This window comes from Burkholderia cepacia, assembly GCF_029962485.1.
Taxonomy (GTDB): Bacteria; Pseudomonadota; Gammaproteobacteria; order Burkholderiales; family Burkholderiaceae; genus Burkholderia.
This window is the reverse complement of record NZ_CP073637.1, coordinates 1,652,634-1,669,619: the sequence shown is the minus strand read 5'-3', so window position 1 is coordinate 1,669,619 and position 16,986 is coordinate 1,652,634. Positions and strand designations below refer to the sequence as shown.

The 16,986-nt window shown below is 66.0% G+C and carries 15 protein-coding genes and 2 tRNA genes; 12 read left to right on the top strand and 5 right to left on the bottom strand.

Annotated features, from left to right (window positions below; genetic code table 11):
* The first annotated feature begins 162 nt into the window (after positions 1–162).
* A complete protein-coding gene (locus KEC55_RS07715; protein ID WP_282507391.1) occupies positions 163–1,152 on the top strand; it encodes an aliphatic sulfonate ABC transporter substrate-binding protein in 990 nt (329 codons plus the stop codon).
* Positions 1,153–1,262: 110 nt separating this feature from the next.
* Positions 1,263–1,349 (top strand) — tRNA-Leu (locus KEC55_RS07710).
* A 176-nt stretch (positions 1,350–1,525) separates the two neighbouring features.
* On the opposite strand, the gene KEC55_RS07705 is transcribed toward KEC55_RS07710, so the two are convergent.
* Positions 1,526–1,750: a hypothetical protein gene (locus KEC55_RS07705; protein ID WP_282507390.1), complete on the bottom strand. Its 225-nt coding sequence runs from the start codon at positions 1,748–1,750 to the stop codon at positions 1,526–1,528.
* Positions 1,751–1,897: 147 nt separating this feature from the next.
* Here KEC55_RS07705 and KEC55_RS07700 point away from each other — a divergent pair.
* Positions 1,898–1,984 (top strand) — tRNA-Leu (locus KEC55_RS07700).
* Positions 1,985–2,165: 181 nt separating this feature from the next.
* Here KEC55_RS07700 and KEC55_RS07695 read toward each other — a convergent pair.
* Positions 2,166–2,399, bottom strand: a complete 234-nt coding sequence (locus tag KEC55_RS07695) for a hypothetical protein (protein ID WP_282507389.1) — start codon at positions 2,397–2,399, stop codon at positions 2,166–2,168.
* Between the two features lie 148 nt (positions 2,400–2,547).
* On the opposite strand from KEC55_RS07695, the gene KEC55_RS07690 reads away from it, so the two are divergent.
* The 5 genes from KEC55_RS07690 to KEC55_RS07670 all read left to right on the top strand — a co-directional run bounded on the left by KEC55_RS07690 (position 2,548) and on the right by KEC55_RS07670 (position 8,504).
* Positions 2,548–3,795 (top strand): ROK family protein, encoded by a 1,248-nt coding sequence (locus KEC55_RS07690; RefSeq protein WP_282507388.1) that lies wholly within the window; start codon positions 2,548–2,550, stop codon positions 3,793–3,795.
* Positions 3,782–5,335, top strand: a complete 1,554-nt coding sequence (locus KEC55_RS07685) for a sugar ABC transporter ATP-binding protein (RefSeq protein WP_282507387.1) — start codon at positions 3,782–3,784, stop codon at positions 5,333–5,335. Before KEC55_RS07690 ends, KEC55_RS07685 begins: the two co-directional genes overlap by 14 nt.
* Before the next feature lie 40 nt (positions 5,336–5,375).
* Positions 5,376–6,413, top strand: coding sequence for an ABC transporter permease subunit (locus KEC55_RS07680; protein ID WP_282507386.1), 1,038 nt, complete (start codon positions 5,376–5,378; stop codon positions 6,411–6,413).
* Positions 6,414–6,496: 83 nt separating this feature from the next.
* Positions 6,497–7,441 carry an ABC transporter substrate-binding protein gene (locus tag KEC55_RS07675; RefSeq protein ID WP_176051271.1) on the top strand — a complete coding sequence of 315 codons (945 nt, stop codon included), beginning with the start codon at positions 6,497–6,499 and terminating at the stop codon, positions 7,439–7,441.
* 127 nt (positions 7,442–7,568) lie between these two features.
* Positions 7,569–8,504, top strand: coding sequence for a carbohydrate kinase family protein (locus KEC55_RS07670; RefSeq protein ID WP_282507385.1), 936 nt, complete (start codon positions 7,569–7,571; stop codon positions 8,502–8,504).
* Positions 8,505–8,526: 22 nt separating this feature from the next.
* Here KEC55_RS07670 and KEC55_RS07665 read toward each other — a convergent pair whose 3' ends face one another.
* The 3 genes from KEC55_RS07665 to KEC55_RS07655 form a co-directional block, all read right to left on the bottom strand.
* Positions 8,527–10,257 (bottom strand): SulP family inorganic anion transporter, encoded by a 1,731-nt coding sequence (locus KEC55_RS07665; RefSeq protein ID WP_282507384.1) that lies wholly within the window; start codon positions 10,255–10,257, stop codon positions 8,527–8,529.
* 24 nt (positions 10,258–10,281) lie between these two features.
* Positions 10,282–10,908: a ParB-like protein gene (locus KEC55_RS07660; protein WP_282507383.1), complete on the bottom strand. Its 627-nt coding sequence runs from the start codon at positions 10,906–10,908 to the stop codon at positions 10,282–10,284.
* Between the two features lie 130 nt (positions 10,909–11,038).
* Positions 11,039–11,581: a GNAT family N-acetyltransferase gene (locus KEC55_RS07655; protein WP_282507382.1), complete on the bottom strand. Its 543-nt coding sequence runs from the start codon at positions 11,579–11,581 to the stop codon at positions 11,039–11,041.
* A gap of 281 nt (positions 11,582–11,862) precedes the next feature.
* Here KEC55_RS07655 and KEC55_RS07650 point away from each other — a divergent pair, with 281 nt between their 5' ends.
* From KEC55_RS07650 to KEC55_RS07635, 4 genes are all read left to right on the top strand, one after another.
* Complete coding sequence (locus tag KEC55_RS07650) at positions 11,863–13,083, top strand: MFS transporter (protein ID WP_282507381.1); 1,221 nt, start codon at positions 11,863–11,865, stop codon at positions 13,081–13,083.
* A 215-nt stretch (positions 13,084–13,298) separates the two neighbouring features.
* Positions 13,299–14,120, top strand: coding sequence for a TetR/AcrR family transcriptional regulator (locus KEC55_RS07645; protein WP_176051265.1), 822 nt, complete (start codon positions 13,299–13,301; stop codon positions 14,118–14,120).
* A 157-nt stretch (positions 14,121–14,277) separates the two neighbouring features.
* A complete protein-coding gene (locus KEC55_RS07640) occupies positions 14,278–16,032 on the top strand; it encodes an AMP-binding protein (RefSeq protein WP_282507380.1) in 1,755 nt (584 codons plus the stop codon).
* Between the two features lie 29 nt (positions 16,033–16,061).
* A complete protein-coding gene (locus KEC55_RS07635; RefSeq protein ID WP_282507379.1) occupies positions 16,062–16,979 on the top strand; it encodes a DUF1571 domain-containing protein in 918 nt (305 codons plus the stop codon).
* Positions 16,980–16,986 lie beyond the last annotated feature (7 nt).

Below are 16,986 nucleotides of genomic sequence, written 5' to 3'. Positions count from 1 at the left end.
TGCCGGCCTTTTTTTCATTCAGCGCCCGTATCGCGATGCGCGCTGCCATCAGCCTTATGTCCGCCGTTCCGATCGATAGCAGAATTAATCGGTTATCAATCGCCCTCCCCGTTGTTACGTTAGCCGCCTTGCTTTCAACGCATCCAACGAGGAGCACGCTTCATGACGTCGATGAACCGCCGCGCATTCGCGCGCGCGATGCTGGCCGCGGGCCTCACTGTCGCAGGCATCCGGGCGCGCGCCGAAAACACGCCTGCCACGCTACGCATCGGTTACCAGAAGTCGTCGACGCTCATCACACTGCTGAAGACGCGCAGCACGCTCGAGCAGGTGCTGACACCGCTCGGCCTGCGTGTGTCGTGGCATGAATTCGCAAGCGGATTGCCGCTGACCGAAGCACTCAACGTGGGCGCCGTCGATTTCAGCGCCGACGTGGCCGACACGGTTCCGGTCTTCGCACAAGCCGCGCATGCGCGTTTCGTGTACGTCGCGCAGGAAGCGCCTTCACCGAAAGCGCAGGCGATCGTCGTGAAGCAGGACAGCGCGCTGCGCACGCTCACCGACCTCAAAGGCAAACGCATCGCGGTCACGAAGGCGGCCGGCAGCCATTACCTGCTGCTTGCCGCGCTCGCACGTGCGAAGCTCGCGCCCGCAGACGCGGCGATCCACTACCTGACGCCCGCGGATGGCCGCGCAGCGTTCGAGCGCGGCAGCGTGGACGCATGGGTCACGTGGGATCCCTATGTCGCGTCGGTCGACCGGAATCCCGACGTGCGGATTCTGGCCGACGGCGACGGGCTCGCGTCATACCAGCGCTACTACCTCGCATCGAGCAGTTTCGCCGCCGGGCGACCCGATGTCGTCCAGATCCTGTTTGACCAGTTGTCGCAAGCCGGCACGTGGCTGCGTGACCACCCGCAGGAAGCCGCGAGTACGCTCGCGCCAATCTGGGGGCTCGACGCGGCAACGATCGCGCGTGCGAATGCGCGACGCAGCTATCTCGTCCGTGCCGTGGTCGCGCAAAACTTCGGTGAACAACAGAGGATCGCCGACACCTTCCTCGCGGCCGGACTGCTACCGGCTCGCGTCGATACGGGACAGGCGCAGCGCTGGAATTTCACGGCAAAGCGTGCGGAGCCGGTCAGCGCGTGAGGACCTGCCACACAAGGGGCGAATATTTTTATCACTTCGGATGAAATTGTGTTGACAGACTCTGCCGACACGCTAGAATAGCGGTCTTCGCACTGCAGCAAGCGAAACGTGCCCAGGTGGCGGAATTGGTAGACGCACTAGGTTCAGGTCCTAGCGGTGGCAACATCGTGGAGGTTCGAGTCCTCTCCTGGGCACCATCTGTTTTCTAAAAAGGTCGGCTTCTAGCCGGCCTTTTTTCATTTCAAGCCCAGGAAGCAAAGCGCCTGCGCGCTTTGCGCGAGGGCTCGAAAGGCTGAGCTTGCAAGCGCAGCCGGGGTCGCGCATGTGTGACCGAGTCCTCTCCTGGGCACCACTTATTTAAAAAGGTCGGCTTTTAGCCGGCCTTTTTCTTTTTCAAGCCCAGGAAGCAAAGCGCCTGCGCGCTTTGCGTGAGGACTCGAAGAGCTGCGCTTGCAAGCGCAACCGGGGTCGCGCATGCGTGACCGAGTCCTCTCCTGGGCACCGTCTGCTTTCTAAAAAGGTCAGCTTCTAGCCGGCCTTTTTTCATTTCCAGCGCCGGAATCGATGCCCGAGCACGCACGCCGATATCGGTGCTCACGTTCGTCGCAACGGGTTAGCGCGCTACCCGCCCCACCCGAACACGTCCGATCAAATATTTTCGTTCGCGACCTCAAATAGTGTTGACAGCTCCGCGAGACGCGCTATAATTTCGCTTCTTTGCAGCAAGCAGCTCACTGCAAAACGTGCCCAGGTGGCGGAATTGGTAGACGCACTAGGTTCAGGTCCTAGCGGTGGCAACATCGTGGAGGTTCGAGTCCTCTCCTGGGCACCATCTGTTTTATAAAAAGGTCGGCTTCTAGCCGGCCTTTTTTCATTTCAAGCCCAGGAAGCAAAGCGCCTGCGCGCTTTGCGTGAGGACTCGAAAAGCTGCGCTTGCAAGCGCAGCCGGGGTCGCGCATGTGTGACCGAGTCCTCTCCCGGGCACCACTCGATTGATACAAAAAGGCCGGCTTTTAGCCGGCCTTTTTGTATTTCCGGTGCCGGAATCGCGACTTGCCTCGCTCTGATCGCGCGCACCACCGGTTGCCATCTCTCTCCATCTTGGCGTACGGACATATCGCTTCCGTTTCCGCCGCCAACGCACCCGCGCCATCAAGATCGACACTCGGCATGCGGACCTCGACATCCAGCTCGAGCGCAAACACGCCATCCGACGAATTCCCGATGTCCGGGCATTCGCGATCCATCCCCGATTCCCCTTGCCGGCAGAAGCCCTTCCTGCCCCCCACCAAACCGGGATTTCCCTAGGCTGACATGCCGGCGCTCACGCGGTTAAATAAATCAACGTGATTTATTTAATGCGCCGCCGAGCGGTGCGACATGGAAGGAGACGCCATGAGAAGCCCGCACATCGGCCAGGGAAGCAATTCGGCCAACGTGCGCCGTTACAACGAGCGCCTGCTGCTGAAGACGCTGCGCCGCGTGGGCAGCGCGTCGAAGGCCGACCTCGCCCGTCTCGCGAACATGACGGGCACGGCGGTCGGCAGCATCATCGACTCGCTCGCCGACGCGAAGCTGATCGAATTCGCGGGCCGCACCGAAGGCCAGCGCGGCCAGCCGGCCTCGCTGATCCGTCTCGACCCGCGCGGCGCGTTCGGCATCGGCGTCCATCTCGACCGGATGCGCATCGAGACCGCACTCGTCAACTTCGCAGGCGACGTGCTCGGCCGCCGCTCGCACGACACGTTGCTGCCGCCTCCTGCCGACGTGCTCGAGATCGTGCGTCACGACATCGACGCAATGCAGGCCCTGCTCCCCGACCACGAACGCGCACGCCTGAGCGGCATCGGCGTCGCGCAGCCGTACAACCTCGGCGCGTGGATGCGCGAGCTCGGCCTTGCGCCCGACACATTCCGCGCGTGGGAAGACGTCGATTTCGCGGCCGACCTCGGCCGCACGCTGTCGCTGCCCGTCTTCGGCGAAAACGACGGCAACGCAGCCGCGATCGCGGAACTGTTCTACGGATACGGCCGGCAGTGCGACGACTTCGTCTACCTGTTCATCGGGCCGGCGATCGGCGGCGGCATCGCGATCGACGGCGACTGCCTGCGCGGCGTGACCGGCAATGCAGGCGACATCGCCGTGATTCCGGTGCCGCCGAGCCGGCTCACTTCCGCACCGCCGCCGCGCGGCCCGTGGGACATCTTGCTCGCGCGCGCGTCGCTGCATGCGCTCGTGCGCCATCTGCGCCATCACGGCGAGACGGTCGACAACCGCGCCGATCTCGAAGCGTGCATCGCCCGCGGCCTGCCAGCAGTGGATGAGTGGATCGACGACTGTGTCGACGCGCTTGCCCCGGCGTTGCGCTCGGTGCTGTGCGTGGTCGATGCGCCGGTGGTCGTGCTCGATGCCGATACCGACGCGGGCCTGCTCGACGCGGTCACGACGCGCCTGCGCTCGGCGCTGGTGGCCACCGCGCCCGAAGCGCGTGGCACGCCGACGCTCGTGCGCGGCACGTTCGGCGCCGACGCCGGCGCAATCGGCGCGGCGACGCTACCGATGTTCTTCAACTTCTCCCCGCGGGCCGGCATCCTCAAGGGCGCCCGCACCGACTCGCAGGAGGTCAACCATGTCGCGATCTGAGTCGCCCCGTCCTTTGCTCGAGATGCGCGGGATCAGCAAGACGTTCCCGGCCGTACGCGCGCTCGACAAAGTCAGCTTGACCGTCTATCCCGGCGAGATCCACTCGCTGATGGGCGAGAACGGCGCGGGCAAATCGACGCTGATGAAGATCCTGTCGGGCGCGTACCGCGCCGACGCCGGCGGCGAGATCCTGATCGACGGCGAACGCATCGAAATCGACGGCCCGCTTGCCGCGCGCGATGCGGGTGTCGCGGTGATCTACCAGGAGCTGTGCCTGTCGCCGAACCTGACCGTCGCCGAGAACATCTACATCGGCCGCGAACTGCGGCGCGGCAATCGGCGCTGGGGCACGATCGACCGCGCGGCCATGGCGCGCGGCTGCCAGGACGTGCTCGCGCGCCTGGGCGCACCGTTCGGACCCGACACGCTGGTCGACACGCTGTCGATCGCCGAACAGCAGCTCGTCGAAATCGCGCGCGCCGTGCATACGCGTGCCCGCATCCTCGTGATGGACGAGCCGACGACGCCGCTGTCGTCGCGCGAAACGGAACACCTGTTCAGCCTGATCCGCCAGTTGCGCGAGGAAGGCCTCGCGATCATCTACATCAGCCACCGGATGGCGGAGATCTACGAACTGTCCGATCGCGTGTCGGTGCTGCGCGACGGCGCATACGTCGGCACGCTCGAACGCGCATCGCTATCGGCCGAGCGGCTCGTCGCGATGATGGTCGGCCGCGACATCTCCGGCTTCTACAAGAAGGAACACGCGCAGTACGACCCTGGCCACCTGCTGCTGTCGGTCCGCGACATTGCCGACGGCACCCGCGTGCGCGGCTGCAGCCTCGACCTGCATGCCGGCGAAGTGCTCGGCATCGCCGGCCTCGTCGGCGCGGGCCGCACCGAACTCGCGCGGCTGATCTTCGGCGCGGAGCCGCGCGTGCGCGGCGACGTGAAGCTGGGCGACCGCACGTTCGGCGCACACTCGCCGCGCGACGCGATCGACGCGGGCCTCGTTTACCTGACCGAAGACCGCAAACGCCAGGGCCTGTTCCTCGACATGAGCGTGCGCGACAACATCAACATCTCGGTGTGCAACCGCGACGCACGGCTCGGCGCGCTCGACCTCGCACGCGGCGCCGAGCGCGCGCGCGACGCGATCGCGTCGTTGTCGATCCGCGTCCCTCACGCGAACGTCAACGTCGGCGCGCTATCGGGCGGCAACCAGCAGAAAGTGCTGCTGTCGCGGCTGCTCGAGACGAAGCCGCGCGTGCTGATCCTCGACGAACCGACGCGCGGCGTCGACATCGGCGCGAAATCCGAGATCTACCGGATCATCAACGAACTCGCGCGCGCCGGCGTGGGTGTGATCGTGATCTCGAGCGAGCTGCCGGAAATCATCGGCGTCGCGGATCGCGTGCTCGTGATGCGCGAAGGCGAGATCGCGGGCGAACTCGGCGGCCACACGCCCACGCCGATCACGCAGGAAGCGATCATCGCGCTCGCCACCGGCTCGCAGGCCGAACTCGCCGCCACGTACTGAGCCCGCCCTTTCATTTCATTCTTACATTCAGGTTACCGAAATGATCAACCCGACCAAGCAGCGGAACCTCGCTTCCGCGACGGCCCATCCGGCGGCCAACCGTACACCGCTGTTGCGCGGCGCCGATCAACGCGCCCGCATGCAATCGCTGATCCGCACGGCCGGCATGCTGCCGGTGCTGCTGGTTCTGTGCATCGGCTTCGGCGTCCTGACCGACGGCTTCTTCACGCTGCAGAACCTGTCGATCGTCACGCAACAGGCGTCGATCAACATCGTGCTCGCGGCCGGCATGACCTTCGTGATCCTGACGGGCGGCATCGACCTGTCGGTCGGCTCGGTGCTCGCGGCCGCGGCCGTCGCCGCGCTGCTCGCGTCGACGATCCCCGGTTGGGGCTGGCTCGGCGTGCCGTTCGCACTCGTCGTCGGCCTCGCGTTCGGCGCGATCAACGGCGGGCTGATCTCGTTCCTGCGCCTGCCGCCGTTCATCGTCACGCTCGGCGCGATGACAGCCGTGCGCGGCGTCGCGCGCCTGATCGGCAACGACACGACCGTGTTCAATCCGCAACTGCCGTTCGCGTTCATCGGCAACGGCACGATCCTCGGCGTGCCGTGGCTCGTCGTGATCGCATGCGCGGTGATCGCGATCTCGTGGTTCATCCTGCGCCGCACGGTGCTCGGGATGCGGATCTACTCGGTCGGCGGCAATCCGGAAGCCGCGCGCCTGTCGGGCATCAACGTGCGGGCGATCCAGATGTTCGTCTATGCCGCATCCGGGCTGCTCGCGGGCCTCGGCGCGGTGATGTCGGCCGCGCGGCTCTATGCGGCCAACGGCCTGCAGCTCGGACAGTCCTACGAACTCGATGCGATCGCCGCGGTGATCCTCGGCGGCACGAGCTTCGTCGGCGGCGTCGGCTCGATCGTCGGCACGCTGATCGGTGCGCTGATCATCGCGGTCCTGACGAACGGCCTCGTGCTGCTCGGCGTATCCGACATCTGGCAGTACATCATCAAGGGGCTCGTGATCATCGGCGCCGTCGCGCTCGATCGCTATCGCCAGCGCGACTCGGCGCGCACCTGAGCCTTTCCCGTCGATTCAACCTTGCGGCGCAGGCCGGTTCGCCTGCGCCCGTTCGCCAACAGACCTCACGGAGACACAACGACATGTTCAAGCACACCGCCGCCCTGACCGCCGTCGCCTGCGCACTCGCCTTCGGCGCTTCCGCCGCACACGCGGCCGACAAGCCGCTCAAATCGATCGGCGTCACGGTCGGGTCGCTCGGCAATCCGTACTTCGTCACGATCGTCAAGGGTGCCGAAGCACGCGCGAAGCAGCTCAACCCGAACGCGAAGGTCACGGCCGTCTCGGCCGACTACGACCTGAACAAGCAGTTCACGCAGATCGACAACTTCATCTCCGCGCACGTCGACATGATCCTGCTCAACGCGACCGATCCGAAGGCGATCGAGCCGGCGGTGAAGAAGGCGCAGGCGGCCGGCATCACGGTCGTCGCGGTCGACGTCGCCGCGGCCGGCGCAAACGCGACCGTGCAGACCAACAACGTGAAGGCCGGCGAACTCGCGTGCGACTACATCGCGAAGAAACTCAACGGCAAGGGCAACGTGATCATCGAGAACGGCCCGCAGGTATCGGCCGTGATCGATCGCGTCAACGGCTGCAAGACCGTGCTCGCGAAAAACGCCGGCATCAAGCTGCTGTCGAGCGACCAGGACGGCAAGGGCTCGCGCGAAGGCGGGATGAACGCGATGCAGGGCTACCTGACGCGCTTTCCGAAGCTCGATGCGGTGTTCACGATCAACGACCCGCAGGCGATCGGCAGCGACCTCGCCGCGAAGCAGTTGAACCGTCCGGGTATCGTGATCACGTCGGTCGACGGCGCACCCGACATCGAAGTCGCGCTCAAGTCCAACACGCTCGTGCAGGCGTCGTCGAGCCAGGATCCGTGGGCGATGGCGCAGCAGGCGGTCAACGTCGGCTACGGGATCATGAACGGCCAGAAGCCGGCCAATCCGATGATCCTGATCGAGCCGACGCTCATCACGCGCGACAACGTGAAGACCTACAAGGGCTGGAGCACGCCGCGCTGATCGCGCCACCCGTCCGTGCAACCGGGCGTGCTGGGCCGTGTCGCCATGCGCGGCGGCCCCGCACTGCCCGCCTTTTCGGATCAACCGCTGTACGGCCGTGCGCCACGCCACGGCACAAGGTTTCGACATGACGACGACGTTCCCCCGCCTGATCGTATTCGGCGAAGCGCTGACCGACTTCATCCGCGACGACGCGCAGCACTGGCACAGCGTCGCCGGCGGCTCATGCTGGAACGTCGCGCGCGTCGGCGCGCGGCTCGGCGTGCCGACGGCCTTCGCCGGCACGGTCAGCCGCGACACCTTCGGCGACGAGCTGATGCGCGAGAGCGCCGACGCAGGGCTCGACATGCGCTTCATCCGGCAGGTCGACCGCGCGCCGCTGCTCGCGATGGTCGTGTCGAAGCAACCGCCCCACTATTTCTTTATCGGTGAAAACAGCGCCGATCTCGCCTTCGATCCGGCAGACCTGCCCGCCGGCGCCTTCGATGCGGCCGAAATCGTGCACGTCGGCTCGCTCGGTGTCGTGCGCGAACCGCTCGCGTCGCGCCTGATCGATGTCGCACAGGCCGCGCATGCGGCCGGCAAGCGGATTTCGTTCGACCCGAACTTCCGTGCGCCGATGGCCGCGCCGTCGTATCGCGACACGCTGCGCCGGCTGTCCGCGCTCGCGGACTGGATCAAGGTATCCGACGAGGATCTGCGCGGGCTGTTTCCCGAACTCGACGAGGCAGCCGCGCTCGCGCAACTGCGCGAATGGGCACCCGACGCGACGCTGCTCGTCACGCGCGGCGCAGCGGGCATGCAGCTCCTGCATCGCGACACCGAGCTGTTCCAGCCCGCGTTCCCGACCGAAGTCGCCGACACCGTCGGTTGTGGCGATGCGAGCATCGGCGGCTGGCTCGCGAGCCAGCTTGCACGCCCCGATGCAACGGCCGTTGAACATCTGCGCTACGCGGCCGCGTGCGCGGCGGTCGCCTGTGCGCACGCAGGCGCCTATGCGCCGACTGCAGAGGAAGTGACCGACATGATCGATCGCACGGCCGGCGCCGCGCTTTCGCTCTAGACGGCGCCGTCGCGCCGCCGTGTCACGCGGCGGTCGTGCCGTCGCTGCCGTCCGGCGGCATGCCCGCCTTCAGCAGTTGCAGGCTTTCGTCGACGCTCAGCTCCGACATCGCATCGTCGTGAAGCGTATCGTCCGCCGCGCGGCGCAATGCATGCAGTGCATGCACCTTCAGCCGTACCAGCGCGAGCCGCAACCCGCGCGCCGCGCATTCAGCCGCGAAGGTGCGCAACGATTCGATCGTCGTGCCGTCGACATCCGGCGTTTCCTCGAGGCTCAGCATCACGGTATGCGTATCGGGCGCGGCCTTCATCAGCGCACGCACGCGATTGAGCATCCGGTCCGCGTTCGCGAAGAACAGCTGCGCCTCGGGCCGCACGATCAGCACGCCCGGTACCGGTTTCGCATCGGCATGGCTCGCGACGTCGACGAAATCGTGGCTGTCGCGCAGCCGGCCGAGCACGCTCACGTTCGGTTCGGACAGCTTGCGCAAAGTCAGCAGCAGGCTCACGCCGATGGCCGCGAGCAGCCCGTGCAGCACACCGAGCACGAGCACCGCGAGCAGCGCCGCGATCACGACGAGCCGGTCGCGATGCCACGCCCAGTACGGCCGGAACACGGACGGATGCAGCGAGTGGCTGACCGCGAAAATCACGATCGCCGCGAGCACGGGCTCCGGCGTGCGCGCGAGCTGCGGCAGCAGCAGCCAGACGATCAGTGCAACCACGCCGGCCGCCCACAGGCCGGCAAAACGAGACTGCGCGCCGGCCGCCTCGTTCGCCGACGTCGCCGAATAGCCGGCGCCGACAGGCATCCCGTGCAACAGGCCCGACACGAGATTCGCGCAGCCTAGCGCGACGAGATCGCGGTTCGGCGACACGCTGTCGCCGTGCTTGAGCGCGAAGTTGCGGATCGATCCGTACGATTCCGCGTACAGGATCAGCATCAACGCGAACGCAAGCTCGATGGTCTGCATCCACGCATTGCGATCGAGCGTCGGCAGGCCGAATTCGAGGTGCCGGAAGTCGATATGGCCAACGATCGCGATCCCGTATCGCTGCCAGTCGATCGCATAGCCGGCCGCGATCGACAGCACGATCACGACAAGCGTCGCGGGCACGCGCGAGCTCCGCCCGAGCGCGAACAGCAACGCCAGTGCGGTCGCGCCGAGCACGACACTCGCGAGGTTCGCATGCGGCGCGCCGGTAATCAGGTCGAGCGCGACATGCGGCGCATCGCTGTGCTGCACGGAGATCGCGAGAATCTTCGGCAACTGCTTGATGACGATCGTCAGCGCAAGGCCGAACGTGAAGCCGCGCAGCACGGGCCGCGCGACGAAATCCGACATGCCGCCGAGCCGCGCGGCGCCCGCGAGGATGAACAACACGCCCGTCATCGCGACGAGCGCGGCCGCGAGCGCGAGCTGCGCGGCCAGCGCCATCCCCGATTCGGCGAGCACGGTTGCCGCGAGCACCGCGGCCGACGACGACGTCGACGACACGATCGCGAAGCGGCTGCTGCCCGTGAGCGCGTAGACGACGAGCCCCGACAACAGCGCGATCAGGCCGGCTTGCGGCGGCAAGTTGGCGAGCCCCGCATACGCGACCGCTTCAGGAATCAGCAGCCCGGCAATCGACAGGCCGGCCAGCGCATCGAGGCCTATGCGTCGCCTGGGCGGCGGCGAAGCTGCATCGAGCGGCGCGAAATGATCGGCATGCTGCGGGCCGGCGTCGGGGCGGATCGGGGCGGTCGTCATGAGGCGGTCGGCGCCGTGCGCCGGTCAGGGTTTGACGGCGATGACGCCCGACCAGCCGGGCAGATAACGCGCATCCTGCTCGTGTGCGCGGTGCAGCGCGACGTCGAGCGACTTCGCGAAATTCTTGCGAATCTGGTCGAGCGAGATGTGCTGGCGCAGGTAGTCGGCCCACAGGAATTCGCTGAACGGCGTCGCGTCCTTCGCATAGCCGCCCGCGGTGCGCAGCTCGCCGGCGAGGCTGCGGTACGGATCGTCCACGAGCCCCGTCAGCGCCTTCGGCAAATGCTCATAGTCGCGGCGCGTGCCGTCCGCGCCGAACGGATGCACCCACTGGTTGTGTTCCATCATCCGCCAGAAGATCGTGTCGTCGAGCCAGGACAGATCCTTCAGCAGCATCGCGTTCACGCGCGCCTCGCCTTCCTCGATCAGCGCGAGGCCGAGATGGTGATGATCCGTGATGTAGTGCAGGCCGTCCGGGCCGAGCACGGCCGGGAACCAGTGCGATTCGATCGCTGCCTTGCGCGCGCGCTTGCTGAGCGCCTTCCAGTGCTTGCGCTTCGCCTTGACTTCGCGATAGCCGACCGTCATCTGCGTGGGACGCAGTTCTTCCAGCTTGACGGGAATCAGGTGAACATCGTTGCCGAGTGCCATGGTCGTACCCCATGTTGCGAAATTCCGGCAACGATACTCCTGATCGCGCGAACCGTTAATACGTCATGACCTCGATACGCATTCGATTGACGATTTCTGACAACCGTCCGTGCCTGCGCACGACGCTGCGCTACGCGCGCAGATCGTTGCGTTCGAGTCGATGACGAATGTAAGGAATACCGTCGACCACGACACTCACGCGATGCATCCCGAGCTTGCGCGCGACGTTCAACGAGCCGCTGTTGGCTTCCGCGATATCGGCGATCACGCGCGGCAGGCGCACGGTGTCGAACGCGTGACGCACGACGGCTTGCGCGGCCTCGCTCGCGATGCCACGCCCCCAGGTCGCACGCACGAGCCGCCAGCCGATCTCGACGTCGCGCGCGCCATCCGCATAGTCGGGAATCAGCAGGATCCAGCCGATGAACGCGTCAGGCGCGGCCTTCTCGAAGATCGACCAGTAACCGAGGCCCGGCGGATAGTCGCGCGTGATCCGGTGCGTGACGAAGCGGCGATGCTCGTCAGGGTCGTGCCACGGGCCTGCGATGTGCCGCGTGACCTCGGGATCGCGATCCATCGCGAGGCACGCATCGAGATCGGCCAGCACGCGCGGACGCAGCCGCAACCTCGCCGTTTCGAGCACGGGCAGCGCGTCGATGGAACGTTCGGTCATCGGGACTCCTGATTCGGTGACGATGCGCATCGAGCGCATTACAGAACAAATACAAACAGCCTTCCGGAATGATACAGATGCCTGTCGCCTGGCTCGCGCGGCGCCGTTTCCGTTTCCGAAACAGTTCATTTCGTAGGGATTATTCCCGATTCGGCGTTATCGCGCCCCACATCGCGCGGCGCCGCGGCCTACACTCGATCCATGCCCCCGCACCGCGCGCAGGCCGGACCGGCATCCGCATGCACATCGTGAGCGCGCAAGCCAACGTGGAGACTTCGGACATGAGCTGGACCCGCGAACAACGCAACGTCACGATCGCCGCCTATCTGGGCTGGACGCTCGATGCGTTCGATTTTTTCCTGATGGTCTTCGTGCTGAAGGACATCGCCGCGGAATTCGCGTCGACGATCCCCGCCGTCGCGTTCGCGCTCACGCTGACGCTTGCGATGCGCCCGCTCGGCGCGCTGATCTTCGGCCGGCTCGCCGATCGCTTCGGCCGACGCCCGACGCTGATGGTCAACATCGCATGCTATTCGCTGCTCGAGCTCGCGTCGGGTTTTGCGCCGAGCCTCACCGCGCTGCTCGTGCTGCGCGCACTGTTCGGCGTCGCGATGGGCGGCGAATGGGGCGTCGGCTCCGCGCTGACGATGGAGACCGTGCCGACCCATGCGCGCGGCTTCGTGTCGGGGCTGCTTCAGGCCGGCTATCCGAGCGGCTACCTGCTCGCGTCCGTCGTGTTCGGGCTGTTCTACCAGTACATCGGCTGGCGCGGAATGTTCATGGTCGGTGTGCTGCCCGCGCTGCTCGTGCTGTATGTCCGGGCGCACGTGCCCGAATCGCCCGCGTGGAAACAGATGGAGAAGCGCCCGCGCCCGAGCCTCGGCGCCACGATGAAGCAGAACTGGAAGCTCACGATCTACGCGATCGTGCTGATGACCGCGTTCAACTTCTTCTCGCACGGCACGCAGGATCTCTATCCGACCTTCCTGCGCGAACAGCATCACTTCGATCCGCATACCGTGTCGTGGATCACGATCGTGCTGAATATCGGCGCGATCGTCGGCGGCCTGTCGTTCGGCTCGATCTCGGAGCGGATCGGCCGGCGCCGCGCGATCTTCATCGCCGCGCTGATCGCGCTGCCCGTGCTGCCGCTGTGGGCGTTTTCGAGCGGCCCGGTCGCCCTCGCCGCCGGCGCGTTCCTGATGCAGATCTCGGTCCAGGGCGCGTGGGGCGTGATCCCGGTCCACCTGAACGAGATCTCGCCCGACGAAATTCGCGCGACCTTCCCCGGTGTCGTCTATCAGCTCGGCAACCTGCTCGCGTCAGGCAACGCGACGATGCAGGCGTCGCTCGCCGTTTCGCACGGCAACAACTACGGCCTCGCGCTTGCGCTCGTCGCCGGCACCGTCGCCGTCGCGATCGCCGTGCTGATCCTGTTCAGCCGCGAACGGCGCGGCATCGACATGACGCAATCGGTCAATACGCGTAGCAGCGTCGGCTGACTCCACGCATTGTCGCACCGCACCATCGCGCGTGCCCCGCCTGGCCGGGGCCGCGCGTCATACTTTCCGCATTCGCACATCGAACTAGAGGAATTTGTCCAGATTCCCTGCTTGCCCGCCATGCCCGCGTTTTTTTATCTTAATAAAAACGACTGTTTGAATCAGATAATCAAATCACCTGTTCGCGGCCGGGAAACCGGCATGGGAGGCGGAACATGGCAGTAAGTCAGGAGGGGCGGCCATCCGCGGGACGGCCGTCCGGCGCGCGGTCATCCGGCACTCGGCAGACCGGCGGGACGAAGGCGCGCATCCTCGATGCAGCCGAAGACCTGTTCATCGAGCATGGCTTCGAAGCGATGTCGATGCGGCAGATCACATCGCGCGCGGCGGTCAACCTCGCGGCGGTCAACTACCACTTCGGCAGCAAGGAAGCGCTGATCCATGCGATGCTGTCGCGTCGGCTCGACCAGCTCAACCAGGAGCGTCTCGGCATCCTCGACCGCTTCGACGCGCAGCTCGGCACGCACATCACCTGCGAGCACGTGCTCGGCGCGATGTTCATTCCCGCGCTGAAGGCGTCGCGCAATCCCGAACGCGGCGGGCCCGGGTTCCTGCGGCTGATCGGCCGCGCGTACACCGATCCGTCGCCGTTCGTGCGCAACTTCCTGACCGCGCACTACGCGAGCGTCGCGGGCCGCTTCTTCGACGCATTCCAGCGCGCGTTGCCGCATCTGCCGCGCACCGAGCTCGGCTGGCGGCTGCACTTCGCGATCGGCGCGCTGTCCGGCGCACTCGCGGGCGCCGAGACGGAAAGCCTGATCGACGAGTTCTCGCAGGGCCGCACGATGAACGACGTGCAGATGATCGCCCGGCTGTCGTCGCTGATCGTCGCCGCGCTGAAGGCGCCGATGCCCGACAGCGCGCAGCTGTCGATCTTCGCGGCAGTGCTTGACGACGCGGGCGCCAGCGAAGTGTTCGGACTGCCGTCGTCGAGTGCGGCCGCTGCCGATACGGCGACACTGCATTCCACGAACTGAGCGCGCGGGGCCACGCGCGGCTTCCTGTTCACGATTTGATTGATACGCGCGGTCATGCGGGGCGTCGAGGCGCCCGCGCCGATCGACCGCGAAGCACGGGGCATGGGCAGGCGTCGAAACGCCCGCCCTCGCCGAGAGCAAAGACCGGAGACACGTCATGTCATCTTCCGCAGCAACCACAGCGGCCCAGATCCCGCCGAACACCGACGGCATCTGGTACGCGTCATATCCGCCCGGCGTCCCGCACGAAATCGACGTCGCGCAATACGCGTCGCTCGTGCAGTTCTTCGACGAATGCACGACCCGCTTCGCCGATCGCGTCGCGTACGTGAGCGCCGGCGCGTCGATGACCTATCGCACGCTCGCGCGGAAAGTCGACGCATTCGCGTCGTACCTGCAAAGCCTCGGCGTGAAGCCGGGCGATCGCGTCGCGATCATGCTGCCCAACACGTTCCAGTACCCGGTCGCGCTGTTCGGCACGCTGAAGGCCGGTGCGATCGTCGTCAACGTCAATCCGCTCTACACCGTGCGCGAACTCGCACACCAGCTGAAGGACAGCGGCGCGCAGACGATCGTCGTGTTCGAGAACTTCGCGCGCACGCTGCAGGACGCGCTGCCGGAAACGCAGGTGAAGAACATTGTCGTCACCGCGCTCGGCGATCTGCTCGCCGACGGTTTCAATGCGAAAGGACGCCTGATCAATTTCGTGCTGAAGCACGTGAAGAAGCTCGTGCCGGCCTACCACCTGCCGCAGGCCATCCGGCTGCGCTCCGCCCTCGCGCTCGGCGCGCGCGGCAAGCCGCAGCCGGTGCAGACGACGCGCGACGACCTCGCGTTCCTGCAATACACGGGCGGCACGACCGGTGTCGCGAAAGGCGCGATGCTCACGCACGGCAACCTGATCGCGAACCTGTTGCAAGCGAAGGCGTGGATCGCCGATCAAGTGTCGGGCGACGTCGAAACCGTGCTCACGCCGCTGCCGCTGTATCACATCTATTCGCTGACGGTGAACGCGTTCATCTTCATGGGACTCGGCGGGCGCAACATCCTGATCGCGAACCCGCGCGACATGAAGATGGTGATGAAGATCATCCGCAACGAAACGTTCACGGGGATCACCGGCATCAACACGCTGTACAACGCGTTCCTCGACAACGAGGAATTCCGCAAGCGCGACTTCTCGAAGCTCAAGCTCGCGATGGCCGGCGGGATGGCGATGCAGCGCGCGGTCGCGGAGCGCTTCCAGCAGGTGACGGGGCGGCCGGTCGTCGAAGGCTACGGCCTCACCGAATGCTCGCCGATCGTCACGATGAACCCCGTGGACCTGAACGACATGGCCGCGTTCAGCGGCTCGATCGGCCTGCCCGCGCCGTCGACCGTCGTGCGCTTTCGCCGCGAGGACGGCACCTGGGCGCCCGTCGGCGAGCCCGGCGAGCTGTGCGTGCACGGCCCGCAGGTGATGCGCGGCTATTGGCAGCGCCCGGACGAGACGGCGAAGGTGATCGACGCCGAAGGCTGGCTCGGCACCGGCGACATCGGCGTGATGGACGAGCGCGGTTTCATCCGCCTGATCGACCGCAAGAAGGACATGATCCTCGTGTCGGGCTTCAACGTGTATCCGAACGAGATCGAGGAAGTGCTGGTGATGCATCCGGGCATCAGCGAGGCCGCGGCGATCGGCATTCCTGACGAGGTACAGGGCGAACGGATCAAGGTGTTCGTCGTGCGCCGCGACCCGTCGCTGACGGTCGAGGACGTGCTCGCGCACTGCCGCAAGAACCTGACCGGCTACAAGATGCCGAAATTCGTCGAGTTCCGCGACGCACTGCCGCAGACGAACGTCGGCAAGATCCTGCGCCGCGCGCTGCGCGACGAGGAACTCGCCAAAATCAAGGCCGCGAAGCAAGGCTGAACGATCCATCGCTCCGGGAGACGCTGTCGATGAACGAAGGAATGAAGCGCCGTACGCGGCATGCGGCCGCCGCGGCAGTCGCTTGCGTGCTGTCGCTCGCGCACGCGGGCCTGCATGCGCAGGAAACGGCCGATGCCGCGAGTGCGGCACCGGAGGTCGCGCTGCCGGCGGACCTGGCGAAAGTCACGCGCGAGCCGATCGCGCAACAGGCACGCTGGCTGCGCGCGGCCGCGCAGCGCGGCACGCTCGCGCAGCTCGACGACGCGACGCTCACCGCGCTCTTCAAGGCGCTCGACCCGCTCGCCGTGCCGCTCTATATCCGAAATGGTCCTAACGGTTATCCGGCGTACCAGTTCACGATGGTGCGCCAGGAGCGCATCAGCGGGAAATGGTCCGACACGCCCGACCGCATGCTGGTGAAGACCACCCGTGAACCGCTGCGCGTATATGCAAAGTGGCTGCCGGGCGGCGCGCATGCGGGACAGGAAACCATCTACGACACGACGCAGCGCAAGGACGAGATGTACGGCCATCTCGGCGGCCTGCTCGGCAAGATTCCGCTGTGGACGGCGCTCGACGGCGCGCTGGCGCGTGCCCAGTCGAATCATCAGGTGAAGGATCTCGGCACCGAGTTCATCACGAACCTGTACCTGACCGAAGGGAAGAAGTACCTGGAAGCCGGTGTGCAACGGCCGACCCAGGTCGAAGCAAAATCGATCGGCGGCGTACGCGTCGTCGCGCTCACCTACGAGACGCCGACCGGCCGGCCGCAGTTCTACGCGAAGAAGGAAGTCCTTGGGCTCGACCTGCACGCGCCCTATTTCCGGACCGTCGAGTCCTATGACAACGACGGCAAGATCTTCGAGCGGATCGTCATCGAGAAAATCGCGCCGGCTACGCTCGACGACACCGCATTCGACCCGAAAAACCCGGACTACGCGTTCTGATTCGTAC